General features: G+C 61.2%; 18 protein-coding genes and 2 pseudogenes. 7 read left to right on the top strand and 13 right to left on the bottom strand.

The window, feature by feature from the left end; genetic code table 11:
- Positions 1–8 precede the first annotated feature (8 nt).
- The 5 genes from speB (at position 9) to LHL23_RS10015 (ending at position 4,694) form a co-directional block, all read left to right on the top strand.
- Positions 9–974: an agmatinase gene (gene speB / locus LHL23_RS10035; RefSeq protein WP_222481702.1), complete on the top strand. Its 966-nt coding sequence runs from the start codon at positions 9–11 to the stop codon at positions 972–974.
- Between the two features lie 260 nt (positions 975–1,234).
- Positions 1,235–2,776, top strand: coding sequence for a sensor histidine kinase (locus tag LHL23_RS10030; RefSeq protein ID WP_226429748.1), 1,542 nt, complete (start codon positions 1,235–1,237; stop codon positions 2,774–2,776).
- Positions 2,773–3,381, top strand: coding sequence for a response regulator transcription factor (locus tag LHL23_RS10025; protein ID WP_226429747.1), 609 nt, complete (start codon positions 2,773–2,775; stop codon positions 3,379–3,381). Before LHL23_RS10030 ends, LHL23_RS10025 begins: the two co-directional genes overlap by 4 nt.
- A gap of 88 nt (positions 3,382–3,469) precedes the next feature.
- Complete coding sequence (locus tag LHL23_RS10020) at positions 3,470–3,952, top strand: GlcG/HbpS family heme-binding protein (RefSeq protein WP_226429746.1); 483 nt, start codon at positions 3,470–3,472, stop codon at positions 3,950–3,952.
- A gap of 64 nt (positions 3,953–4,016) precedes the next feature.
- Entirely contained in the window at positions 4,017–4,694 is a 678-nt protein-coding gene (locus tag LHL23_RS10015) for an ankyrin repeat domain-containing protein (protein ID WP_226429745.1), read from the top strand.
- 80 nt (positions 4,695–4,774) lie between these two features.
- On the opposite strand, the gene LHL23_RS10010 is transcribed toward LHL23_RS10015, so the two are convergent.
- From LHL23_RS10010 to dctP, 9 genes are all read right to left on the bottom strand, one after another.
- On the bottom strand, positions 4,775–8,899 hold the full coding sequence (locus tag LHL23_RS10010) for a response regulator (protein WP_226429744.1): 4,125 nt from the start codon (positions 8,897–8,899) through the stop codon (positions 4,775–4,777).
- 55 nt (positions 8,900–8,954) lie between these two features.
- Positions 8,955–10,604, bottom strand: coding sequence for a Glu/Leu/Phe/Val dehydrogenase dimerization domain-containing protein (locus tag LHL23_RS10005; RefSeq protein ID WP_226429743.1), 1,650 nt, complete (start codon positions 10,602–10,604; stop codon positions 8,955–8,957).
- A gap of 486 nt (positions 10,605–11,090) precedes the next feature.
- Positions 11,091–11,486 (bottom strand): response regulator, encoded by a 396-nt coding sequence (locus LHL23_RS10000; RefSeq protein WP_226429742.1) that lies wholly within the window; start codon positions 11,484–11,486, stop codon positions 11,091–11,093.
- A gap of 55 nt (positions 11,487–11,541) precedes the next feature.
- The gene (locus LHL23_RS09995; protein ID WP_222481684.1) at positions 11,542–11,955 is read right to left on the bottom strand and encodes a response regulator; all 414 of its coding nucleotides are present in this window, start codon (positions 11,953–11,955) and stop codon (positions 11,542–11,544) included.
- The gene (locus tag LHL23_RS09990) at positions 11,956–13,701 is read right to left on the bottom strand and encodes a CHASE domain-containing protein (protein WP_226429741.1); all 1,746 of its coding nucleotides are present in this window, start codon (positions 13,699–13,701) and stop codon (positions 11,956–11,958) included.
- A gap of 262 nt (positions 13,702–13,963) precedes the next feature.
- Entirely contained in the window at positions 13,964–14,371 is a 408-nt protein-coding gene (locus tag LHL23_RS09985; protein WP_226429740.1) for an OsmC family protein, read from the bottom strand.
- Positions 14,372–14,383: 12 nt separating this feature from the next.
- On the bottom strand, positions 14,384–15,676 hold the full coding sequence (locus tag LHL23_RS09980; protein WP_222481678.1) for a TRAP transporter large permease: 1,293 nt from the start codon (positions 15,674–15,676) through the stop codon (positions 14,384–14,386).
- A complete protein-coding gene (locus LHL23_RS09975; RefSeq protein ID WP_226429739.1) occupies positions 15,676–16,137 on the bottom strand; it encodes a TRAP transporter small permease in 462 nt (153 codons plus the stop codon). The genes LHL23_RS09980 and LHL23_RS09975 overlap by 1 nt, the downstream gene beginning before the upstream one ends.
- An 89-nt stretch (positions 16,138–16,226) precedes the next feature.
- Positions 16,227–17,237, bottom strand: a complete 1,011-nt coding sequence (gene dctP, locus LHL23_RS09970) for a TRAP transporter substrate-binding protein DctP (protein WP_222481674.1) — start codon at positions 17,235–17,237, stop codon at positions 16,227–16,229.
- A 331-nt stretch (positions 17,238–17,568) separates the two neighbouring features.
- Between dctP and LHL23_RS09965 the strand changes: the two genes are divergently transcribed.
- Together LHL23_RS09965 and LHL23_RS09960 are read left to right on the top strand one after the other, a co-directional pair.
- Complete coding sequence (locus tag LHL23_RS09965) at positions 17,569–19,422, top strand: ATP-binding protein (protein WP_226429738.1); 1,854 nt, start codon at positions 17,569–17,571, stop codon at positions 19,420–19,422.
- Complete coding sequence (locus tag LHL23_RS09960; protein ID WP_226429737.1) at positions 19,413–20,492, top strand: extracellular solute-binding protein; 1,080 nt, start codon at positions 19,413–19,415, stop codon at positions 20,490–20,492. Before LHL23_RS09965 ends, LHL23_RS09960 begins: the two co-directional genes overlap by 10 nt.
- A gap of 148 nt (positions 20,493–20,640) precedes the next feature.
- Here the strand turns inward: LHL23_RS09960 and LHL23_RS09955 are convergent, their stop codons facing one another.
- From LHL23_RS09955 to LHL23_RS09940, 4 genes and pseudogenes are all read right to left on the bottom strand, one after another.
- Positions 20,641–21,726, bottom strand: coding sequence for a nucleotidyltransferase family protein (locus tag LHL23_RS09955; protein WP_226429736.1), 1,086 nt, complete (start codon positions 21,724–21,726; stop codon positions 20,641–20,643).
- 20 nt (positions 21,727–21,746) lie between these two features.
- Positions 21,747–22,985: a hypothetical protein gene (locus LHL23_RS09950; RefSeq protein WP_226429735.1), complete on the bottom strand. Its 1,239-nt coding sequence runs from the start codon at positions 22,983–22,985 to the stop codon at positions 21,747–21,749.
- A 358-nt stretch (positions 22,986–23,343) separates the two neighbouring features.
- A pseudogene (locus LHL23_RS09945) lies at positions 23,344–23,663 on the bottom strand (integrase core domain-containing protein); the annotation flags it as partial.
- A gap of 528 nt (positions 23,664–24,191) precedes the next feature.
- Positions 24,192–24,298: pseudogene (locus LHL23_RS09940) on the bottom strand (transposase); the annotation flags it as partial.

Here is a 24,298-nt window from a genome sequence, read left to right as displayed (position 1 = left end):
GAATCAACATGTCTGGACACGGTTACGAATCCGGCCGCCTGAACCTGCCATTTGTCGGCATCGCCACCTTCGGCAAGAAACCCTATGTGGAGGATTGGGACAGTATCGACGCCGACGTTGCGATCCTGGGCGCCCCGTTTGACTTCGGCTGCCAGTTCCGCTCCGGCGCGCGGTTCGGCCCAAGGGCGGTGCGCGAGGCCTCGACACTGTTCAGCTTCGGCCATGCCGGCGCCTATGATCACGAGGATGACGCCACCTATCTGGGCGCGGACGTGCGGATCGTCGATTTGGGCGATGCCGACATCATCCACACCAAGACTGAGGAGAGCCACGCCAATATCGAATACGGCGTGAAGAAGATTCTCGATGCAGGCGCCCTGCCCGTCACCATCGGCGGCGATCATTCGATCAACATCCCCTGTATCAACGCATATGCCGAGGACTGCGCCAAGAACGGCCCGATCCATGTGATCCAGATCGACGCGCATTTGGACTTCGTAGACGAGCGCAAGGGCGTCACCGACGGCCACGGCAACCCGATGCGCCGCGCGATCGAGAAGGACTACGTCAGCGGCATGACCCAGCTGGGCATCCGCAACGTGTCCTCGACCGCCAAGGAAGGCTATATCGACGCCCGCGAGCGCGGCTCAGATATCCTGTCGGTGCGCCAGGTGCGCAAGCTGGGCACAGAGGCAGTGCTTGAGCGCATCCCCCAAGGCGCGCGTTACTACGTGACCATCGACATCGACGCCTTCTGCCCGTCAATCGCGCCTGGCACCGGCACCCCGAGCCACGGAGGTTTCCAGTACTACGACGTGCTGGAAATCCTGCAGGGGCTGAGCAAACGCGGTGATGTCGTTGGCATCGACCTGGTCGAGGTCGCCCCGGCCTATGATCCGGCGGAAAGCACCCAGATCCTGGCCGCGCAGCTTTTGCTGAACTTCATCGGCTTCATCTTCCACAACAGGAAATAAGTCTCCTCCCGCTGCGCTTGCACCTGCAAGCGCAGTGTAAACCTGGTGCGTTTTGAGCAGCGCATCAGGTTTCTTTTTTCGGCGGACAGCTGCTGCTGCCGGCAATGCGATACCGCAACCGCCTTGGGTCAAGACGACGGCAAGGCAGGCATCCCTGACGCCCCGGCCTTTTTCCCTTCAGCCCTGGCAAACCGCCGCCGCTTGCAGCGGAACACCCGGTCACATACGGTCTATCCTGGCTAAGCTGCGCGAACCGGAACATGAAAGCACCTCGCCCGTCGACATTTCCGCCCTCCGCCGCCCTGCGCTTGCTGGGCGGCTGGGTGCTGTTGTTGATCGTTGTGTTCGGGCTTTCAGCCCTGCTGGAGCGCCAGAAGCTGCTGTCCGAACTGCAAACCGAAGCGCATATTCTCCACCGCCTCGCCTCGCAGCGGGCCGATCAGCACGATGCGCATCTGACGTCTCTTTCCGCGTTGGCCACCGCCGGAGAGGACGCGCGGCGGGATCTGTTCCTGGACGTCGGCGCCAGCATCTTGCGGTTCTACCCGCGGATCAGCGCTATTGATCTGGTGCCCTTGGACGGCATCAGCTACCTGACCGGCCGCACCGGCCTGCCTGAAGAAACCATCGCGCTGATCCAGCGGTCCGCCCGGGAGACAAACGGGCAGCTGATGCTGGCACCCGCCCCCGGCGCGCCCGGAGGCTACCTGCTTGTGAAGCGGAGTCCGAACACCGACAACGCGCGTTTCGGGCTTGCACTGCAGATCGATGCGCAGGCGCTGCTGGCCTCCGACAGCAGCTTCTGGTCACGCCCGTCGGTGTCGCGAAACCTGCACTTGCCCGATGGAACCGCCTTGATGGGCGGCGGCACAGCCGCAGGCGTGCAATTCGAAAAAATCCTCGGCAGTGCCTCGCAGCCGCTGGTCTTTGCGGCTGGAATATCGCCCAGTCTGACCGACCTGCTGCCACCGGGCCGCCTGCTGGCCGCAGCAGTGCTCGCCACCGTCCTGTACCTGCTCTCCGTTCTCGGCCTTCGCCAGCTGTTTCGGGCGCGGCAGGCAGAAACCCAGGCCCGGCTGAGCGCCCAGGACGCCCGCCTCGCCCATGCCTCGCGGGTCAACACCCTGGGCGAGATGGCCAGCGGCATGGCGCATGAACTGACCCAGCCGCTCACAGCAATCCTCAGCCAGGCCCAGGCCGGGCGGCATTTGGCAGCGCGCGGCGACCCCGATCAGCTTGCCCAGGTGTTCGATGGCATCGCAGGACAGGCAAAGCGCGCTTCGGCCATTCTCGGCCGGCTGCGCAATTGGACCCGGCCGCGCCAAGGCCGCGCCGCACCGGTCCAGGTGCAAGAGGCGGTAAAGGGCGTCGAATTGCTGCTGCGCCCGGAGGCCGAGCGCGCGGGAATCCAGCTGAAAGCCGGCCCGGTCCCGCCTTCGCTGATGGTCCGCGCCGATCCGGTCGAACTGGAGCAGGTCCTGTTCAACCTCGTGCGCAACGCCATCGAGGCCGCCTCGCAGGGCGGTGAAAAGCGCGTCTCTCTCACAGCTCAGCGCAGCGGCAGCGACGTTCTGATCGAAGTGGCAGACAGCGGGCCGGGCGTGCCCGCAGACATTCGCCCGCGGCTGTTCGAACCCTTCGTGACCGGCAAGCCGGGCGGCACCGGCCTCGGGCTTGCGTTGTGCCAAAGGCTGTCCGAACGCATGGGCGGCGACCTGTCGCTCGCACTGGATACGGCTGAGACCGTTTTCCGTTTGCGCCTGCCGGACGCGCAGACCTTGACAGCGGAGGCCGCGGAATGAGCTGCCCGGTGTACCTGGTGGATGACGACGACGCGGTGCGCGAAGCGCTGTCGCTGCTGCTGCTGACCGTCGGCATCGAGGTCCGCAGCTTTGCCGCACCAGAGGCGTTTCTCAGCGCTTTGGGCACGCTGCCGCCGGGATGTCTGATCCTCGACATCCGGATGCCGGTGATTTCCGGGCTCAAGCTGCAGGAGCAGCTGCGCGCGACCGGCGTGGACTGGCCGGCTGTTGTCATCAGCGGCCATGGCGATATCGAGGCCTGCCGCCGCGCCTTCCGTGGCGGCGCCATTGATTTTCTCTGCAAGCCGGTGGACGAGCAGGACCTGATCGACGCTATCCAGCGCGGCCAGGCGGAACTGGAGCGCAGCCGCCGCCAAGCCTCTGAAGCCAGCGAGGCCCAGCGCCTGCTGGCCCGGCTTACGGGCCGTGAAACAGAAGTTCTCGAGATGATCTCCAAGGGGCTGACCACACGGCAGATTGCAGAGGTGCTGGACTTGTCGCCCCGCACCGTCGACAGCCACCGCGCCGCCATCGGCACCAAGGCCGGAACGACCTCCGCCGCTGAGCTGACCCGGCTCTGGCTGGAGGGGCGCGGCACTCCGTAGAACTACCGAGACCGCTGCAAGCTCTACCAATTCCCGGGCATTGCCCGCGCCGCTAGGGTTCTTCCATCAGAACTGAAGGAAGACCGCAATGATCCGCAAACTGACCCTCGCCGCTGCCCTGCTGGCCCCCGTTTCCGTTGCCGCGCAGGAGCTGCCCACCGCCCCCTACCTGCCGCTGGACATGGCCCAGACTGCCGCGCAGGCCGCGGTTGAAGCCTGCGCCGCCGAAGGCCACAATGTCAGCGTCGCCGTCGTCGCCCGCAGCGGCGTGACCAAGGTGATCCTGCGCGCCGACAACGCAGGCCCGCACACCGTCGGCAGCAGCACCGGCAAGGCCTTCACCTCGGCCAGCATGGGCCGCGATACCGCCGGGCTGGCCGGCTTCATTGGCAGCAACCCGCAAAATGACGGGCTGCGCGATATGGACAGTCGGCTGGTGATCCAGGCCGGCGGCCTGCCGATCCGCATCGGCGGTGCACTGGTTGGCGGCATCGGGGCAGGCGGCGCCCCCTCGGGTGACATCGATGCAACCTGCGTCCGCGCAGGCCTGGACGCCATCGGCGCCGAGTAAAGGATTTGCAAAAGCCTGCGGCCGGCCCGTTCGGGGCGGCCGCATATCAAGGAGGTTCAAGACAATGCTGCGCACACTCCTGGGTCTGCTCCTGCTGGCTGCCGGCACCGCCGCAGAGGCACAGACGCCGCCCTCACCCGCCGATATCGCAGACTACGAAGGCCTGCACCGGGCAGCGCACGAAGGCAACGCCGCTGCCATCCGCGACCTTGCCGCTGCGGGGGCTGATCCCAATGCCCGCGACCGGGCCGGACGGACTCCGGCGCATGTTGCCGCCTTCGCGTCCAACGATGCGGCGCTGCGGTCCCTGGCCGAAGCCGGAGCCGACATGAATGCGCTGGAAGGCCGGGTCTATGACGTCCTGACCATTGCCGCGGTTGCGGATGATCCCGAAATGGTTTCGCTGGCGCTGGAGCTCGGCAATGATCCTGGCCTGACCACCAGCATTTATGACGGCACCGCCTTGATCGCCGCCGCTCATCTGGGCCACCACGAGGTGGTCCGGCACCTGATCGCCGGCGGCGCACCGCTGGATCACGTCAACAACCTGGGCTGGACCGCGCTGATGGAGGCGGTGGTGCTGGGTGACGGCGGGCCGGATCATATCGCAACCGTGCAAGCGCTGGTCGAGGCCGGAGCCGATGCCGGGATTGCCGACTTTGATGGTGTCACCCCGCTCCAGCATGCCGAAGCCCGCGGCTTCGCGGAGATAGCCGGCATCATCCGTGCCGGGGCGCATTAACTGGCAGGCAAGGGCTAACCTGCTCATCTGCAGCGCCGGCGCGGCTCTCGTTCCATGGCTGCCTCGGGAAGCGCCGTGAGCTACCCATTATTGGCAAGGATGTCTCTGAGTGCGGCCCGGCAGCGTTCCAGTTCCGCCTCAAGATCACGCTGCACCGGCGGCGCTTCGTCAAGCTGCCCGTCACGCCCCACATTTTCCAGCCGCCGCGCGGCTTCGGCAACCTGGGTAGCACCCACAACGGCTGCTGACCCTTTGAGCGTATGCGCCGCACGCCGCAGGTCTTCGGCATTTCCGTTCCGGCGAGCGGTTTCAATGTCGGCTGCCAGCTGCGGGGCTTGCGACAGGAACAGTTCCGCCATCTCCCGCAGCAGCCCTTCGTCGCCCAGCCTCCCAAGGGCGTCCTGCCAGTCAACCGGTTGCACATCAGCGGGGGCATCAGGAACCGCGCCGGCTGGTTCTGCCTCCGGCAGCTCCGTTGCTGGCGAGGACTGCCGGGGAACCGCGCCGCGGGTTGCCTGTTCAACGGCCCCCAGCAGGCCCTCAGCGCGGAACGGTTTGCCAACAAAATCGTCCATCCCGGCATTGGCGCAGCGCTCGCGGTCCGCGGGCGTCACGCTGGCGGTGCAGGCGATAATCGGCAAGCGGCCGCCCTCTGCCTGCTCACGGGCACGGATCGCTTTCGCGGCGGCCACACCGTCCATTACCGGCATGTGCATATCCATCAGCACCAAATCGTATGTCTTGCGCGCCGTGGCGTCGACCGCCTCTTGACCGTTTTCGGCCAGGTCCACGCTGTGCCCGCGCCGGGTTAAAAGATCGATTGCGACCTTCTGATTGACCGCGCCATCCTCGGCCAGCAGGATTTTCAACGGTGTAACGCCCGCCTCAGTTGCGGCGGCCTGAGGTGCAGCTTCGCGCACCTGGGTGCCAATTGCCGCAAGGATGGCGTTCAGCAGGTCGGACTGCTTCACTGGCTTGACCAGCATCCGGTGAATTTTCAACTCTCGCAGGCGCGCTTCGCCGCCTGAGTAGCCAGCGGAAGACATGATCAGAATGCGCATTGCATCCAGCGCCGGGCGTTCGCGGATTTTCGCGGCCAGCGCCATGCCGTCCATTTCCGGCATCATCAGGTCAAGCAGCGCCAGCCGCGGCTGGGTGCCGCGGGAGATCATTGCATCCAGACGTGCGAGCGCATCCGCCCCGCAGTCTGCCAGCACCGGCGTCATGCCCCAATTCTCCAGAACCTCCGCCTGTATCTTGCGGTTGGTCGCGTTGTCATCGGTGACAAGCACCGGCATGCCATGCAATTCCTTGGGCACTGCCGCCCGCGGCAGGTCGTCCTCGCTGGCCAGACCCATCTTCATGGCAAACGAAAACGTGCTGCCCTTGCCCGGCACGCTCTCCAGCGTCATTTCCCCGCCCATCTTGCGGGCCAGCTGGGCCGAGATCGCGAGGCCCAGACCGGTTCCGCCATATTGCCGGGTGGTCGAGGTGTCGGCCTGGCCGAAAGCTTCGAAGATTTTTTCCTGCTGTTCCTTTGGAATGCCGATACCGGTATCGCGCACTTCGATTTGCACCGTCACTCCCGTTTCACTGAGGCCTGCCAGCCGGGTATCGACCACCACCTCGCCTGCCTCGGTGAACTTGATGGCGTTGCCGACAAGGTTGACGATAATCTGGCGCAGGCGTGTCGGATCGCCGACCAGCCGGTCGGGAACCTCTGGCGGGATGTGATGGGCCAGTTCCAGCCCTTTTTCACCCGCCCGCACGGCCAGCGTCTGCAGGGTATCGCCCAAGAGATCACGCAGCCGGAAGGGGGTGGCTTCCAGCTCCAGCCGGCCTGCTTCGATCTTGGAGAAATCCAGAATGTCATTAATGAGATTCAGCAAGGTGTCGCCTGACCGCATGATGATCCGGGCATACTCGCTCTGCTGCGGCGTGAGGTCGGTGCCGCAAAGCAGCTCTGCCATGCCGATCACCCCATTGAGAGGTGTGCGGATTTCATGGCTCATGTTTGCCAGGAACTGGCTCTTGGCGACGCTTGCCTGCAGAGCCGCATCGCGCGCCGTTTCCAGCTCAGCATGAGAGCGCCGCAGTTCCCCGGTGCGCTGTTCTAGTTCGGCCGTGCGGGCGGCAACCAGCTCTTCCAGCCGGCTGCGGTGCTTTTGCAATTCGGTGATATCCGTGTAGGCGCTGACGGTGCCGCCATCGCGGGTCTTATGCTCGCTGATCCAGAGCCAGCGCCCGGTGGTGTGATGCACGGCAATGGGCTTGCCCGGGTTTCGGTGGACGGCCAGACGGTTTTCAATCCATTCCTCCTCACCGACATCCCCAGTCGAAACCAGCCCCGCTCTGAATACCGCGTGCAGCACATCCTCGAACGTCATCCCCGGTTCCAGCTTTTCCACCTGCGGAAAGAATTTCTCCCGGAAAACCGAGTTGAACAGGACCAGCCTGTCCTCGGCATCGTAAAGGACAAACCCCTCTTCGACCGACTCGATCGCATCCTCCAGCTGCGTTCTGGCATATTCGGCCCGGGCGCGCGCTTCTTGCACCTCGGCTTCGGCACGCTGCCGGGCAACCACAATGCCCAGCTGCGTTCCCACCTGCGCCATTACATCCTGCAAAGCAGGGTTCTTCTCTTCCACGCGGCTCGAGAAAAACTCCAGCACCGCAACGACACGCCCGCCATGCGTCACGGGGAAGCCGGCTCCGGTTTTCACCCCGATTTCCTTGGCCAGTTTGGCGCGCGGAAAATTGGGATCGCGGTTCACATCCGGAATCCAGGCCACTTCACCGCTGCTGAACACCCGCCCAGGCAGGCCGGAGCCGGGTGCAAAACGGGTTGCACAGGTCACCTTGCGGAAAGTTTGAAAGGCATCGGGATCCGCCAGATGCCAGATATCCGACGGCGCCAGGTCGCCTGCCTCTTCGTCGTAAAGGTAGACATGCCCGACCGGCCAGCCGGTGTGCGTGCAGATCTCATCCAGCGCAACCCGGAAGGCATCGCTGATGCTCTCCGCTTCATTGGCAGCCCGGGTGATTGTCTGGTTGCATTTCAGCAGCGCCGAGCTTTCCCGCAGCGAGGCCTCGGCGCGGCTGCGTTCGGCGATCTGGCGGCTGAGGGATATCAGGAAGGCAACCAGGATGGCTGTCACCGCCAAGCCGCCTGCCAATGCAATGCTCGCATCGGACGGCCATGCCTTGGGCCGGAAACCCTCCCCCGGGACCGCCAGAAATGTCCAGCTCCGCCCACGCAGTTCAAATTCGGCTGTATGGCTGAGACCAGCCGCGGCAGCCAAGGCGGCCGGATCAGCAATGCGCCCTTGCTCTGCATTGCCGTCTGCCTGTCTGTCCGGCAAATGGAAGCTCTCACCAGTTGCACCGTCGGCCAGATAGACCTCAACTCCGTCTCCGGGAAAACTGTCCAGCGCATCCTTCAGGACATCGCTCACCCGCAGAATCACGGCCACTACACCTTGCAGCTCTTCGCGGCGCAGCGCGGGGCCGGAGCGGGTGAAATACGGGGCGGCAATAGCAATGCGAGACTGCCCGGCGGTCAGGCCCGGCATAGTGATATGCGGGCTGGCCACGGCGCCGCCGCCGTCACGGGCCTGCTCGATCACCTTTAGGAACACCGGGTCGGAGGCCAGATCATATCCAAGGGTGCCAAGAGCCGCACTGCGGCGCGACTCGACGAAGAACACCGGGAAATGCACATCCCGCGGCTGCGGGGGTATGCGCGACCCGTCCGGAGCGCTCTGGTAGATGCCATAGGGGGTTTTCAGCTGTGCGGCGCCTAGGTTCTCCCAGAAAGGCAGCAGATTATTCTCAACCCGGGGCGCAAACAGCACGAGTTCAATGTTGGGCTGATCGTTCAGGAAAGGCCGCACGAATATCTGGAACTCCCGGCGCTCCACTGAGCGTGAACTGGCAAAGAGCCCGTGCAGCGCATCAATCACCGATGCCCCTTGCAGCATCTGCCGTTTGACGGCCTCCACCCGTCGCGCGGCGGCACGGTCGAACTCGGCCGCCGCGGTTTCGCGCTCCTCCTTCAGCAGCGCCTGCCAGACAACCAGTGTCAGCGCCAGGCTGAGCACCCCGACGGTGCCGGTTACCCAGGCCCGGCCGCGGACGAAAATGCGGCTTGCGAGCGACACCCGATCGCCAACTGCGGGACCGGAGTGGGTTGCTTTGTCGCTCATCTGGCCAGCCTCCAACAACCGGTTCGAGTGATCACGCCGCTATCTTGCCGCCCGGCTATGGGAACAATCCACGCAATAGCTTGGCATCAGTCACCCGCTGCACCCCCTCAACCAGCGCCGCCGTGCGCATATCGAGCCCATCGCGCGCAGCACGCGCCACCGTGCGTTCAAAAGCGTTGAGCATGATTTCCTGGAGCCGGCCGTTAATCTCGTCCAGTTTCCAGGTCAGGTTCTGGGTGCCCTGCACCCACTCGAAGTAGGACACTGTGACGCCGCCTGCGTTGCCCAGCACGTCCGGCACGATCATGACGCCTTTCTCGTTGAGGATCTCATCGGCCTCCAGCGTCGTCGGTCCATTGGCCCCCTCAGCCAGGATCTTGCAGTCGATCCTGTCCGCGTTCTCGGCAGTGACCTGGTTTTGCAATGCCGCCAGTGCCAGCACATCGCATTTGGTTTCCAGCAGCTCGGCATTGCTGAGGTGATCGGCCTCCGGGTAATCCTTGAGCACCCTGTGCTCTGCCACGTAATCCATCAGCGCCTGAACCGGCAGCCCGTTGGGATTGTAAAGCCCGGTCGAAACATCGCTGACAGCGACGATCTTCGCTCCGGCCTCCTCCAGGAATTTCGCCGTAAAGCTGCCGACATTGCCGAAGCCCTGCACCACGGCAGGCGCGCCGTTCAGGTCGAGCCCGGAATGGCGTGCAGCAGCTTCGATCATATAAACCAACCCGCGCCCTGTGGCCTCGCGGCGGCCGAGCGACCCGCCCAGCACAACCGGCTTACCGGTGACCACCGTCGGCACAGAGTAGCCCACCTGCTGGCTGTAAGTGTCCATCATCCATGCCATCACCTGCTCGTTGGTGCCCATATCAGGGGCTGGTATGTCCTTGTCAGGACCGATTATATCAATGATCTCGGTGGTATAGCGGCGGGTCAGCCGCTGCAGCTCATGCCGCGACAGCCCAGTAGGATCGACCCGCACGCCGCCCTTGGCACCGCCGTAGGGCAGGTTCATCAGTGCGCACTTCCAGGTCATCCAGGTGGCCAGTGCCGCAACCTCGCCCAGGTCCACATCTTCGTGGTAGCGCACCCCGCCCTTGGTCGGCCCCATCGTCAGCACATGCTGGACGCGGTAGCCGAACACGGTTTCCACCTGGCTGCGGTCATCGCGGAAAAATGGGAAGGACACCACTTGGGTGCGCTGCGGGAACAGCAGCCGCTGGCGGATGTTGTCATCCAGCTCCATGATCTGCGCCGCCTTCAGGAACTGCTGCTGGGCAAGACGGAACATAGGAGAGTCCCACTCCGCCGTGCGCGCCCGGGCGCGGGCCAGCGAATAGCGGATCGCGCGGCCCAGCGCGACTGCGTTAAGGTTGGATTTGACCAGGAAATCGCTGGCACCGGCCTCCACCGCATTTGCGGCGAGTTTCAGGTCGTCCATGGCGGTGAGGATAACCACCGGCGTATCCGGGGCTGCTGCGCGGACCCGGAACAGTGTTTCAAGCTCCTGGCTGTCGGGCAGAACCAGATCCAGCAGCACCAGGTCGATGCCGCCGGCAGCCAGACGGGCAAGGCCATCGGCAAGATTGGCGGCAAGATCGACAGTACACTGCAATTGAGGCTCGCTTGCGATCAGCCGTTCGACAAGCTTCATGTGGAGCGGGTTGTCCTCGACGAGCAGGACATTGACGTTTTGGTCGGCCATGCTGTTTCCTTTCTAATCGAAAGACGCATCAGGCCCTCCCATGCTGATACAAAGTTGCGTCCCAGTCATCTTGCAGGCGGCTGGATCGCCAAGAAGTGATCGCCGGGGTTGCAGCTTGTGCCCTTGCTAGAGGTTTGGTTGTCCGAAACAAGGTGACAGCCAACATGATAGCGTCAGCTTGCGGCACCAGCCGGCAACCCTGATGAACGTGCGGCAACTCTTGCGGAGGATTCCGAAGTATGGGTGCCGGCCTCATCTGCGTCGCTAAATTCCGCGATCCGCTCCAGTGCACTAGCGGCGGCCGCAACCAGCCGCCAGATTGGCCCTGTAGAACCGCTGCGACAAGGATTTCGCGCGCAGCCGGGGTGATGCCGGAATTCCGGGCAAGCTCGTCCTGGAATTTGATCGGAAACCCGGTTCAGGCGGCGCGCAGCCCCCTCTTCGCTGAGCGATAGCGCCACGAGGACGGAAATCGGCCCAAAGCCATCATCGCAGGATTTGAAGCAGCTCCTGCTGGTCAAACGGCTTAGCCAGCGTCTGGAAATCTCCAAGCAGCGTCTTGAGCCGCGCTTCGTCTGATGCCATCAGCGGAACCGACAGCATTGGAATGACTCGGCAGGATAAGGGCACTCCAAACTGTGCCACACAGGCTTCCAGAAATTCGATCCCGCTCATTCCTGGCAAATTCATGTCAAGGAACAGGATGTCGACCCGAGGCGGAGGGGCGGCGGCCAGATGTGCCAGCGCATCATGAGGGGTTGCATAGACTTCGCAGCGTGCAGGCACACCGGACCTGGACAGCAGGCGTTTGAAATGCCGCGCGTCGAAACTGTCGTCTTCGACAAGCAGGATTTGCAGGTCGGGCTGGCGGTCTTCAGGCATACTGCTCTCCTCTTGGCCGGGGCCTGCACCCAGGCCACGGTCCGTTCAGCGGCGATCAGGCAGAGCGCAGGAAGTCGCGGAAAGGGGTCAGGGCAGCCGGAAGCTCCCTGCTGATTGCGGGTTTCACAATGTACCCTTCAATCCCGAAGCTCTGCGCCGCTGCCCGGTCTTCCTTGCTTTCCGAAGTCGTGAAGGTGAACACGCGCATTGCACCCAGTTCACCGTCGCCACGCATCTGTTCAAGCAGTTCTAACCCGCTCATCCTCGGCAGGTTAAGATCAAGCAGCATGACGGTTCTGCGGATTGCATCGGAATCCATCCCGCGCAGCATTTCAAGTGCTTCGGCGCCGTCCGGCGCACGCGCCACCGGGATGTCCACGCCAAGCTTGCGGAATGTCCGAAGCACGGCCTCTGCGTCCAGGTCGTGGTCCTCGACATGCAAGATTTGCAAAATCTCTTGTACCGTCATCTAAGCAGCCTTTTGGATGTCGGCTTGGTTCTGGTGGCGGAGCGGCCAGACAATCGTGAAGGTTGCGCCCAGCCCCTCCTCAGAGGCCAGCCGAACAACGCCGCCATAGCGTTCGACCGTTTTTTGAACAATCGCCAATCCGATACCGGTGCTGCCGCTTTCATCCTTGGCTTGCAGTGTCTGGAACATCTCAAAGATTTTCCTGTGGTACCTGGGCGCAATGCCCGGGCCATTGTCCGACACATCGATCGTCAGCCAGCCGTCCTGGACCTGGGCTGAAACCGTGATCAATGCGATCTCGGGCTGATGATGATACTTCACCGCATTGAAAAGCAGGTTGGAAAGCACTTGCTCCAGACCGGTTTCATCGGTTTCAATTTTTGGGAAACTGCCAGTCACCCGGGTCTGATCGCCGCGCAATCCCAGTTGCTGCACCAGCTTGATGACCAGTTCACGGGTGTCGACGGGCTTGACCGGCCGGTCCTCCAGCTGCAGGGCCGAATACGAGAGGATCCCGGAGATCAGCGCCTCCATCCGCTGAACCTGCCGCTCCAACCGGTCCAAATGGTTCTCAACCTCCGCCGCGCCGCCCGCGGCCTGCAGAACCGGCTCCAGATCCTCGCGCAGGTAACCGGCCAGAAAAGCGATACCGCGCAGCGGTGTCTTGAGATCATGGGAGGCTACATAGGCAAAGCGTTCCAGATCCTCGTTTGATTTCTGCAGGGCCTCCGCCTTGCGGTTGGCTTCGGCAGACATCCGGCTGGCAAAAGCAATCGCTCGCCGGTTCGACCGGGTCAGCATAACAAACAGCCCGAAAAGCAATGAATCGATGGTCAGGCCGCCAATCAGGATCAGCAGCGGCTCGCTGCTGCCATTCAGCACCCTGAATTCCGGGCTTTCCCAGATCTCAAACTCCCAGCGCCGCCCATACATGCCAAGGCTGACCTGCTGGCGGAACTCTGACTCTTCGCGCAGACCGTTGCCATCGGCTTCGTCATACAGGGCTTCCTGGCCATCGCGCACGGAAAACCGGACCATCCGGTGCTCCTTTTCCAGCACGCCATCAATCAGCTTGCTGAACACAAACGGAGCATAGACCAGTCCACTGAAATGCCGCTGCCGCTGCGCCACGCTGGCCAGGTTTTCGGAGCTGTAATAGGGCATGTAAAACAGAAAGCCAGGCGATCTGTTTTCGTCCTGCACCAAGATGATCGGCCCGGTAATCTGCGCCGTTCCGGTATCCCGCGCCTTCAGAGCTGCGGTCAGCCGGTTTGTTTCATGGGCGATATCCAAGCCGATTGCAGCTGCATTCATATCCGCCGGCTCGATAAAAGTGATTGGCAGGCGCAGGCTGGCTGAGTGCTGCGGGTGGACATTGAAGCCCGGCCGTTCCGCCTGCTGGCGGGCGACAAAATCATCCAGGCCGCTTTGCGCGACAGGGTAGATAACACCGATGCCGTTGATGCCCGGATGGCGCCGCTCGATCTCCAGGCTGCTCGAAAACCGCGCCCATTGCGCCAGCGAGACTTCTTCGCCTGATGCATGGATCAGGGCGACACCGCTTCGCAGCGCATCCTCATATTTCTCCATCCCTTCCCTGACTAGGCTGGTCAGTTGGGCCGCTGCGCGCTGAAAACGTTCCTGGGTCCGGGTCTGGATCTCTGTCCGGGTGACGTGCCAGGCCGTCACCGTCAGAAGCAGCGAAAGCAGAACAATCAGCCAATGTACCCAGTGCAGGTGGGACATTTTCGCCAAAGCTGCGCGTTCTTTTGCTAGGCTGCTGCCGCCCGGCGTGTCCGCTCCCATTCGCGCCTCCACTAGAATTGTCCTGACCGGGAGTCGAAGAATGCAATTCCCGACTAAAATTTTAAAACCATTCACAGGTTAAAATTATTAAATAACAATCTCAGATTGCATTAATAATTCGCAAAAACCTTGGCAGCAAACACGGCTGCAGAAACTGCGCCCCCTCCTCGGAGGCGTTTCCAACAGGCCAGCCCGCCCAGATTTAATCCGGTTCGCAGATGACGACACTCACTTTGCAATTCAAACTGTTGCTGATTGTGCACGCTGATTTTGCCTGTGCCACAATCGCGGGAACCAGCACGGGGTCATCAACGGGCTGCCCCAAAACGGCAATTTCCATACTCTCGATCCGCCCTGGCAGTTCTGGCGCTTTTACCGCGGAAACCTTGACAGAGAATGGATTGAGAGGCGCCTTTTGCTGCCCTGCGGACCATTGCACCGACTTGATGATACATGCCGCCAGAGAAGCAAGAAGAGTGTCAACCGGGGTATCTGACGGCGGGTGCTGCGACGTGTGTTCCAGACTGGCCAGGGAATAGCGAATGCCGTCCGAGCCATCGAACAGGGCATAAACCGGGCCGAACGCTTTTGGCCGGACTTTCAGTGCCATTCAGTGTTCCTTTCAGAAAAGCAGATCCGGCAGGTACAGGGCAAGTACGGGGAACAGGGTCAGGATCAGGATTGTGAATAGGTGAATAACCCAATAGGGGACGGTCGCAATGGCGACACGGCCCAGGCTGACCTCGTTTCCGGTCAGTGCAGTCAGCACCGACAGGTTGAGCCCAACCGGCGGTGTGACTTGCCCGATTTCGATGACGATGGTGATCACCACGCCAATCCAGACCGGGTCGAAGCCCAGCCCGGTCAGCAGCGGAAACACCACCGGCAGCGTCATGATCATCAGCGACAAGCCGTCGAAAAAACATCCCAGAATGAGATAGATCAGCACGACAATCAGCAGCACGCTGTATGTGCCCAGCCCGCTTTGCGCGACACCCGCCAGGATCTTTTGCGGCACCCCAAGGATACTGACCGATTGCGCCAGGATTGTTGCCCCCAGGACCAGAAAGCCAACTGCAGAAAACAGCAGAGCTGAGCGGTAGATCGCGTCAATCAGCCGTGCCCAGGTAAGGTCTCCCCAAACCCAGGAAACCAGCACTGCCAGCACTACGCCGACGCCCGCCGCTTCGGTTGGGGTTGCCAGGCCGGCGACGATGCTGCCAATGACCGCAAGGATCAGCGCCAGCAACGGCCAGATCTGCTTGAAACCCGCAAGCGTTTGCGCCCCAGACGGCTTCGCCGTATCACGGGGCGCGATACCCGGGCTGAGGGTGCATTTGACCAGCAGATAGAGCATGAACAGGCTCCCAACCAGCAACCCCGGAATGATGCCCGCCGCAAACAGGCGCCCAATCGAGGTTTCTGTCAAAGCGCCGTAAATCAGGAAGGAAAGGCTCGGCGGGATCAGCAGGCCCAGCGTGCCGCCGCCGGCAAGACTGCCCACAACCGTATCCTTGTCATAGCCGCGCCTTGTCATTTCCGGGTACGCCACCGATCCCACCGCGGCCGCAGTGGACAGGCTGGAACCGCTAACCGCGCCGAACAATGTGCAAACGGCGATATTGGTGTGCAGCAGGCCCCCGGGAATTCTGCGGAAGAGCGGTGAAAAAGCAGCATAAGCTTTTTCGCTGATGCCGCTGCGCAGCAGCACCTCGCCCAGAAGGATGAACATGGGAACAGCGCTCAGGGTGAAGGAGTTGAAAACACTCCAGATTGCATCAATGGCAAGCGAGGTGGCACCGTTTGAGAAGAATTGCAGGATGATTAGCCCAGTCAGGCCCAGCGCCGCCCCAAGGGCCACGCCTGTTCCGGCAGTGGCCGCCAACCCGCCGATCAGAGTAAGCCAGAACGACATCAGGATTTCCCGCCATTGAGTGTTTCCGGCGTCTCGATATCGGATTCGTCAGCCCGGGCGAAAATGCCGGTCAGGCGGGCAAGATAGATCAGCCCGGTCAGCGCCAGAGACAGCGGCATGAGCGCCATCCAGGGATAGAGGAGGATACGTGCTGTCTCCGTTCGGAGGTTGCGTTTGAACGCAAACTCGAACCAGGGCACGGTTTCAATGATCAGCCATGTGAAAAAGGCGGCCCCCACCAGCAAGGCGGCAAACTGCATCGCCGTGTGCCATCTCCCTTTCAGGAAGTCGGCCAGCAGAGCGACACGGACATGGTTTGCCTTCAGGGTAACCATTGGAAGCCCCAGAAACAGTGACACGCTCAGCAGCAGGCCAACCACCTCCTCGGTGAAATGCAGCGGCGCATTCGCGAACTTGCGCATCAAAACGCTGGTGACGATGATGCCCACAATCGCGGTCATGCCCAGCGCTGCGGCAGCGGCACAGGCAAGGGCCAGGATTTCCAGCCCCCGCGCAATTCGCTTTTTCAACAGCCAGGCCATGATGCCGCTCAGCGGCCAATCGCTTTCAGAACCCGCTCGCGGTAGGACGGAGCATTGCCTCCCGCCTCTTCTGCCAGCATTTCCCAGGTCTCGGTCACAGAGGAGACGAACAGTTCGCGGTCCTCCTGCGGAAAGTCCTCGCCCCAGGTCACACCCGCAGCCACCAGATCTTCCCGCGCTTTCAGCTCACGCTCAAAGTCGTCCTCGTACTGGTTGGTGCGGTTCCAAAGGTCCTCAGCTGCCTTTGCGACGGCGTCTTTGACGTCGCTGCCGGTCTCAGCCCATCGGTCAGCGGCCACGCCGATCACATAGGGGCCGGAGGCCATCGGATAGAGGAAGGACGCATATTTTGCGACCTCCTGCAGCGAAACGGTATGGGCATAAAGCGCCGGATAAAGCGCGCAGTCGACCACACCTGTCTTGAGCGCCACATACATTTCTTCCTGCGGAATGATTTGCGCGGCCACACCCAGGCGGGTGAAAGTTTCAACCTGATCTCGCGCCCAGACGCGCAGCTTCTTCGATTTGAGCGCTTCGATCGAGTTCACCGGTTCGTCGCGGCAGAACACGGAAACCGACAGCATAGGAATTGCGACATAGCCGACGGATGCAACCCCCCAGTCCGCGAACTCCTCTTCATAGATTTTCCGGACTTCTGGGATCGCTTTCTCAAACTCTTCGATCGACCCGATGGTCCCCTGAACCACAACAGAACTCAGCGCCGGAGCATCACGCCCCAGGTAGTTGGCCCACATCAGGCTCATTTCAACAGCCCCCTTGGGCAGGAATCGGAGCGTGTCGGTGTTCGGCAGGCCTAGCGATCCGCCGCTGTAGAGAACAAATTCGGGGTTCCCGCCCAGTGCACCGTTTACATCGGCTACGAACTGCTCCAGCTCCGCAGTTTCCGGCCGGGCTTCCGGCAAAAAGTTATTGAAACGCCATTCCTCGGCGGACGCAGGGCCAAATGCGATGCATAGCGCTGTCAGGCCGGCTGAGAGAGAGTGCAGAAAATTCTTCATTTTGGCTCCTCCTGAAGCAAGGATACCGGTGCACAAAAAACCTTCGCTACCAGAATCCGGGTTTGATCCCCTGATTTTTGGATCAGTGCTTTGCAGGAAAGCGGAATCTGCTCAACGCTTCAATTTGTTTGTTTCAGCTTCGGATCGCTTGCTGCAATCCAAATCGCGACTTTCTGACAGGGGCCTGCAAACGGCCGCAGCGGGGACAGGCAAACCATCAATTTCATTTTAATTGATTTTCAACGCTTGCTTTTCAGAATGGAAACCCGGTTCTACTTTGCGGAATACGGCTGCCTTTCCCTGCCATGCCCCCTAACGCACCGGAGTGTAAATGACACAGCAGCGCATTACCCGGCGATACCTCCGGCTGCGCAGCGGTATCGCCTTGGCGATCCTGCTGGCCGCCGCAGTGGCCGCATTTTGCGTCACCCTGTCCGGGCAGAGAAGCGTGGCCCGGCGGGTGGAAAACACCAGGGTGCTGGACCAGCTTCTGGTTTCGCTTGCTGAACTGTCGCTGGCCTTTGATGAATTGAAAGACGACCCGGGCAGCCAGAGAGCGCTGATTGCGCGGGGGCGCATCCGCCGCAGCGCCAGGCCTGCAGCCGACTCGCTGGCAGAGCTTTCCGGTGCCGATGCGCTCGCAGCGTTTTCGCCGCAAGCGCAGGAAATCCTGTCCCAGCCAACGCTCAATCCCGTGTCCGAACTGCAAGACATCCTGTTTCTTTCCGGGGTTCTCACTGATCCGGGGGGAGACCGGGAAGCTGCCTCCGATACTAAGGCCGCCGCATTGGCCTCGGACTTGTCCAGGCGGTTGCTGCCAGTCTTCATGAAGGTCAAGGAGGCGGAGGCCCAGACCGCCCGGATCGCAGCAAAAGTCCAGCTGATCTATGCGCTGGTGGCTGTCGCCATCGGCGCTATTGGCGTTTACGTCGCCGCCCGGTTTGTGCATCTGCCGATGGAACGGTTCATCATCAGTGCACAGGCAGAGATTGAAGCAAGCCGACGCAAAGCCGAGGCCGCATCAGAGGCCAAGTCGGTTTTCCTGGCGACGATGAGCCACGAAATCCGGACCCCGCTGAACGGTGTTCTGGGCCTGGCGGAACTGCTGAACGATACCCAGCTTGATGAAAAGCAGCGGCACATGATCCGCATGATGATCGTGAGCGGAAATTCCCTGCTGAGCATTATCAATGATGTGCTGGACTTGTCCAAAGCTGAAGCAGGCAAGCTGGAAATGGAGGCTGAGGCGTTCAACGTCCGCGCGACATGCCTGGAGGTCATAGACCTGTTTTCCGCGCGCGCCCAAAGCGCCAGGATCGCCCTGAAACTGACTGCGGACCCGCAGGTAGGCAGCTGGCATGTGCTGGGATACAGCACTGCGATCCGTCAGATCGTTGTCAACCTGATCAGCAACGCGTTGAAATTCACCGAGAACGGGTCCGTCGATGTGAAGCTGCAGGAATTGGCGCCCGGCCCGGACGGGACGCGGCTGATCCAGATTGCCGTGAAGGACAGTGGAATCGGGATACCTGCAGAAGCGCAGGAGCGGATATTCGAGCAATTCGCACAGGCCGATGCCACCACCACCACGCGGTTTGGCGGAACCGGGCTCGGCCTTGCCATCGTGAAGAACCTCGCCAAGGCGATCGGCGGCACGATCTCGTTGCATAGCGCGGAGGGCGAAGGCGCTGAATTCACTTTGCAATTTCCAGTGGAGGATGTCCCGCCTCCCGCGGAGGCTCCAGCGCAGGCTCCTGTCAGCGCTTCGTTCAACAAGAAAGTGCTGGTCGTTGACGACAACAGGGTGAACCAGATGGTCGCGGGCAAAATGCTGGAAAAGCTGGGGTGCACCGTCATCACCGCAGGCAACGGATTTGAAGCGGTGGAGCTGACGCAAAACTGGGCACCTGATGTGGTGCTCATGGATGTCCGGATGCCTGAATTGGACGGCTTGGGAGCCACCCGGGCAATCAGGGAGTGGGAGAAGGCGCAAAGCCTGCCGCCGGTTCCGGTCATTGGCCTGTCCGCCAACGCGATGAGCGAACAACGCTCCGAGGGCCTGTCCGCGGGCATGAACGACTACCTTGCAAAACCTGTCAACAAAGCGGCGCTCGCCGCGGCTCTGACCCGGCTTTGGCCGGAAGCAGCTGGAACCGCCAATCAAGAGGACACAAAATGCGCCTGATGACTCGCTTTGCCGCGGCTTTGGCCGCCGCCGCAATGACAGCCCCGGCCGCAGCAGACCCAGAGGACGTCTGGCTTTACAACTGGAGCGGCTACATCGCCCCTGAGACCGTCGAGAGTTTTCAGGAAGCCACAGGCACCAGGATCATTCTGGACACTTATGGCGAAGCCGACGAGGCAGAGGCGCGCCTGATTGCCCGCGGCACCGGTTACGACCTGGCGGTGGCAGCCTCGGAAACTATCGGCCGTTTGGTTGAGGCCGGAGCGCTCCAGGAAATCAGCCTGGCCAGTATTCCGAACGCCGCCGCTATTGACGGTGAGCTTATGGAGATGTTTCTGGCATCCGCTCCGCAAGCCAAGGGGTACGCCGTGCCTTACCTCTGGGGCACGACGGGGATCGTGTTCGACCGGAGCGCGGTTCTGGAACGCCTGCCGGATGCACTGCTTGACAGCTGGGCGCTGGTGTTTGATCCCGCCAATGCCCGCGAGCTCGCAGATTGCGGCATCACGATTGTAAATTCGGTAGAGGAAGTTGTGGCGGCAGCGCTTGCCTACCTTGGGCTGGACCCGCAATCACACTCAGCGCAGGATCTGGAGGCCGCGTTCGGCGTCCTGTCTTCGATCGCACCCTATGTCCGCTCATTCGATTCTGATCAGTATGATGCGCTGCTGGACGAAGAAATCTGCCTTGCAATTACCTGGAGCACTGACGGGCTGGCGCCGCTGTTGGAAGAGGATAGCGACAGGTACCACTACGTCATCCCCAAAGAAGGCGCCAATCTTTGGGCCGACCTGTTTGTCATCCCCAGCGATGCCGGAGATACCGCCGCTGCGAACCGGCTTATCGATTACGTGCTGCGGCCTGACATGATGGCCCAGGCGACCGTCTACACCAACGCCACAAACAGTGTTCCGTCATCACACCAAACGATCAGCGGTTCCAAGTATGATCTCCCCGCGATTGCCATGCCGCAGGAACTTCGCAGCCGTCTCTTTTTCGTCAACCCCCGCAGCGGTGAGGAAAAGCGTGATCTCGATCGCCGCTGGAGGCTGCTTCAAATCGGGTTATGAGGCCTGCGGAAGAATCTTCCTCCATCCGGCCTAGGCACCGGAGCACAGAGCGCCAGGGATGTGGCACCTAGGGCGCCAATTGGGCGCTTTCAAACGCCATTGGAACAAAATCAAACTCTGATCCCGGCCGCGCATCAACCCGGCGCGGTTAGTGGGAACGCCATCTTGACCCAATATGCGAAGACCAAACGCGAGCCCACCACCTTCGATCGAGCACATTTCTTGCAACGTATCTGCGGTAATCTTTCGACTCGGCAAGCATTCTTGCACGGCGGAAAACTTGCCGCAGCAAATCGAAATACCTTGGTTTGCTTTCTGCGCACAGGACTTTCAACGCAGAGCTTACGAAGGAATATTTCTCAGAGGAGTTATTTGAGATCACCAAAGCATTCTCCAAGAAGTCAGCCAGATGTTCAAACTCGGCATAGGCTTCATGAAGGTCATGGGCCTCTAAACGCGACCGCACCTCAGACAAGGCGCAGTGCTTCCGCATAGCCACCCAATCAACCCATGCACGCAAAGAGACCTGCCCTGAGTGACGGCCTGCATGGACCACAAGGTGGCAGGCACGATCCTCCCAGTTTGGATAAGAGAGCCCGGGAACCCTGGCAGGAACTCGCCGGGAAATCACGCTCTCGGCGGCCAGCATACGATCTGTCAGGCCGGGACCGGTTCTTGTGTGCAGCTCGACCGGAAAGTGCCAGTCCGAACGGGTGAGTTTTGGCAGGTGATGCTCCGGGATCCGCCGCCCTCTCCAGTTAAGCTCCGGTTTCGTACCCAGACGCTCAAAAGGTGCCGTCGCCCCAATGTCGTAAAGGCACCTTTCGACCTCCAAGGCGCGGCTGATGGGCACAAGAATATCCAGATCACCTACAAAGCGGATTGACTGATCTTCGTGCAATGCATCCAGCATGTCAGCCCCGCCCTTAAGGACGACAGCAGGAACCTCAATTTCTCTTAACGCAAGGCCAATTTCAGTCAATTGGGCGATGCCAGATGCCAGACGCGCGTTATTCGCCCGATGCATCGTCTCAAAGAAAATTAACAGGTCCCGCGGCAAGGCGCCGGCAGCTTCCGGGTGCGCCTTCAGCACCGGAGCGATCATAGTGTGGACCTGGTTCAGCTGGGCCACCCGAGCGAGGTTTTCCGGACTGGTTTCCGCAAGCATTTCCGCCAACCCACGCGGGGGCTCTGCAGAGATTGCCGTTGCCACAAGCCCAAGCAGCGCGCGCATCGGCGCCGATGGGCATTCTTCTAAGAGTTGCAAGAGCTCAGCAAGTCCAAGCAGGCCGAAACGGACTGCTGAGACTCTCCAAAGATGAGCCGGTATGCGGGAAAGGTATCACACATTACGGCCAAGGGGGTGATTTGCGTGTTTCTCCGCGATGGCCTGGCGCCAGTGACAACGCAGTCAGTGAAGGCCTGTTCCGGGTCTATCTTTTCGACTGCGAGATCGCTTCCCGCTCTGAACTCGGGCAGCACAATCGATTTTATGGGAACGCGTGTTCCAACAGCTGCAGCGGGGGGAAGAGTAAGATAGTTCACTCTGTTTCGAGAACTCGCGAGCTTGCCGTGGCGGACGGCCAGCTTTCTGACCTCGCTCAACTCGCGCGCGCCATGCTTGACGGCACTGCCGGCAGGAAAGGCAAGCAAGTGGCGGCCATCCAAATGCAAAGGCAAGTGATCGTCGGCAAGGAAACCGCACCCGGCTTCGACCAGCCCTTGTGCGAGTGTCGACTTGCCGCGGCCGCTGTCCCCAACAATGAGCAATGCACCGGAGCTGCCGAGCACCGCCGCCCCATGCAGGACAGCGCCCACTTGACCGTCTCCGCATAACGTCTCAGCAGCTTCCCGGATCAGAAAATACCGTGCCTCATCCCGCGTTGAACGTCCCCAGAGTGGCCTGCCTCCCAGAAAAACACCGCGTCCGCCGTCTTCGCAATACACGCACCGTGCCTTAACCCATTCCTGCCCGGCCTTAGCCCATTCCTGCCCGGCACTGGTATCTTCACATGCGTACTGCCCAAGTATTTCATCCAGTTGCTCGGCCAGCTTCAGATCGTCGCTCTCAACCAAGAGCCGTCCGAATTCCGAGACATACCCCCGTTTATTGAGCGCCTCGCCGCCATGGTCGGTCACGGCGTCAGGAAAGGGCAATTGTTCTTTCGCAAACAGCCCGGCATCTCTCCAGCTGGCCAAGATTGCTGATGCGATTTCAGATGCCTCCTGGCTACCGAATGGCTCTGACGCCGCAGACATGTTTGAAAGCCGGGATGCTATTGTCTTCGCATCCTCGCAAGCCACCAACCCGGATAGGAGCTCGATCCCCAACCGGTCTGTAAGGACAATTGCCCCGGACGCAGGTGCGAATAATACGAACCTGCACCCCAATCCGGCGCTCTCAACCAAGCGCGCCGGACTTCGCAGCATCTTCAGGTCTCGGTCAAGATTTTGCACACTCTTGACGTCGCGGGTATCGATCAACTGCGTCACATGCTCTGAAAAAAAATTGCTAAGCCCTCTGCGCGTGGCGGGCTTTGCCAATCATCACCTTAGCCACCTCTATGGTCTCCTGGGCCTCGGCGGTCTCGGCGGCCTCTGGGGCCTCGGAGGTCTTGGCGGCCGTGGCGGCCGTGGCGGTCTTGGCCTGCCGCCTGAGCCGCTCACACTGGCTTGAGAAACCGATGCAGATGCCGACAGAACAACAGTGGATGCCCCGGCTACGGTCGCAGTGTACTTGGCAAGAGAAGCAAGCACTTCTCTGCGTTCCGCATCATCGAGGCTCTCTTCGACTTCTGAGGCTCTGCCTTCACGATCAATTGTCATGGGTCCCCTCACTCATAAAATCACACTATAAAGAGTGTAGCATGATTGAGGACATTACTCCACTTTGTTTCTCAATAAACCATGTGATCAGCCCCACCTGAGTGGTCCGGTTTGATTGGCAGAGTATGACCGGCCTCTGGTCCATCAGGACGACTGTTTCCGGAGCTGGCGGGCGATAGCGCAAGGCGCTGCGTTATCTCTTTGTGTTGCAGTGCTTCATCCATTGTTCGATCAGGATCTGAGCCTCGCGCAGGCTGTAGAAGATTTCACCGTTGAGCAGTTCATCCGAGAGGGGCGGAACCGGGCGTTGAGGCTTTCGCCGTATCCGTTCTCCCACGGCCAGCCTGAATCGAAAAAGCCCCCGCTGGTGGCGAGGGCTTGGCCGGAAACGTTGGTTGCGGGAGCAGGATTTGGCCTTTACCGAACAAGTGCCTTATTAAATAGGTGACTAGGTGTGGGAAAAACTCGCTCCTCATTGCGCTTGCGATGCGTCGGCGAGCGCTCCCTTTTCAGACTCTAGTTAGCCGCTTCCCACGCGCCCGCGCCTATAAGGCTCGGTGGCACTACCGGCAATTCATCTCGTCGAGTTTGGAGAACACATGATCGAAACGCGCTGATGCGTAAACATATGGAAAGAAACCCGCACCTCTTAGGTCAACCTTCTCAATCTCATTGACACTGTTAGCGACCAAGCGGACAGATCGCGCTTCCCTAGGGTCAGGACTTCGGTAACGAGGCCGTCCCAGTCAAGCGGTTTTAGGCAGGCAAATTGATCCGCCAAAGCGGTTCCGCCGGTTCTATTCTAGCCCTTCCTGCTTTTTGCTGCGGCTTTCGGTTGAGGTCTTTCGGGTACATGCTTCGGTCCGTGGTCAGCGCGCTGGCTGCCATGATCCGCGCAAAGACCCCTTTATCGCTCCACCGCTTCCAGCGATTGTACAGGGTCTTGTGCGGGCCGTACTCTTTGGGCGCATCCCGCCACC

This window comes from Leisingera sp. McT4-56 (genome assembly GCF_020514995.1).
Classification (GTDB): Bacteria; Pseudomonadota; Alphaproteobacteria; order Rhodobacterales; family Rhodobacteraceae; genus Leisingera; species Leisingera aquaemixtae_A.
The sequence above is the reverse complement of the archived record's forward strand: the minus strand, read 5'-3'. Positions and strand labels throughout refer to the sequence as shown.

Excerpts from the sequence above, each read along its gene's own strand:
- LHL23_RS09995 (WP_222481684.1), bottom strand. The coding sequence starts at position 11,955 with ATGACGGTACAAGAGATTTTGCAAATCTTGCATGTCGAGGACCACGAC.
- LHL23_RS10030 (WP_226429748.1), top strand. The coding sequence starts at position 1,235 with ATGAAAGCACCTCGCCCGTCGACATTTCCGCCCTCCGCCGCCCTGCGC.
- LHL23_RS10000 (WP_226429742.1), bottom strand. The coding sequence starts at position 11,486 with ATGCCTGAAGACCGCCAGCCCGACCTGCAAATCCTGCTTGTCGAAGAC.
- LHL23_RS09990 (WP_226429741.1), bottom strand. The coding sequence starts at position 13,701 with ATGTCCCACCTGCACTGGGTACATTGGCTGATTGTTCTGCTTTCGCTG.
- LHL23_RS09960 (WP_226429737.1), top strand. The coding sequence starts at position 19,413 with ATGCGCCTGATGACTCGCTTTGCCGCGGCTTTGGCCGCCGCCGCAATG.
- LHL23_RS09965 (WP_226429738.1), top strand. The coding sequence starts at position 17,569 with ATGACACAGCAGCGCATTACCCGGCGATACCTCCGGCTGCGCAGCGGT.
- speB (WP_222481702.1), top strand. The coding sequence starts at position 9 with ATGTCTGGACACGGTTACGAATCCGGCCGCCTGAACCTGCCATTTGTC.
- LHL23_RS09985 (WP_226429740.1), bottom strand. The coding sequence starts at position 14,371 with ATGGCACTGAAAGTCCGGCCAAAAGCGTTCGGCCCGGTTTATGCCCTG.
- LHL23_RS09980 (WP_222481678.1), bottom strand. The coding sequence starts at position 15,676 with ATGTCGTTCTGGCTTACTCTGATCGGCGGGTTGGCGGCCACTGCCGGA.
- LHL23_RS10010 (WP_226429744.1), bottom strand. The coding sequence starts at position 8,899 with ATGAGCGACAAAGCAACCCACTCCGGTCCCGCAGTTGGCGATCGGGTG.
- LHL23_RS09975 (WP_226429739.1), bottom strand. The coding sequence starts at position 16,137 with ATGACCGCGATTGTGGGCATCATCGTCACCAGCGTTTTGATGCGCAAG.
- LHL23_RS10025 (WP_226429747.1), top strand. The coding sequence starts at position 2,773 with ATGAGCTGCCCGGTGTACCTGGTGGATGACGACGACGCGGTGCGCGAA.
- LHL23_RS10015 (WP_226429745.1), top strand. The coding sequence starts at position 4,017 with ATGCTGCGCACACTCCTGGGTCTGCTCCTGCTGGCTGCCGGCACCGCC.
- dctP (WP_222481674.1), bottom strand. The coding sequence starts at position 17,237 with ATGAAGAATTTTCTGCACTCTCTCTCAGCCGGCCTGACAGCGCTATGC.
- LHL23_RS10020 (WP_226429746.1), top strand. The coding sequence starts at position 3,470 with ATGATCCGCAAACTGACCCTCGCCGCTGCCCTGCTGGCCCCCGTTTCC.
- LHL23_RS10005 (WP_226429743.1), bottom strand. The coding sequence starts at position 10,604 with ATGGCCGACCAAAACGTCAATGTCCTGCTCGTCGAGGACAACCCGCTC.
- LHL23_RS09955 (WP_226429736.1), bottom strand. The coding sequence starts at position 21,726 with ATGCGCGCGCTGCTTGGGCTTGTGGCAACGGCAATCTCTGCAGAGCCC.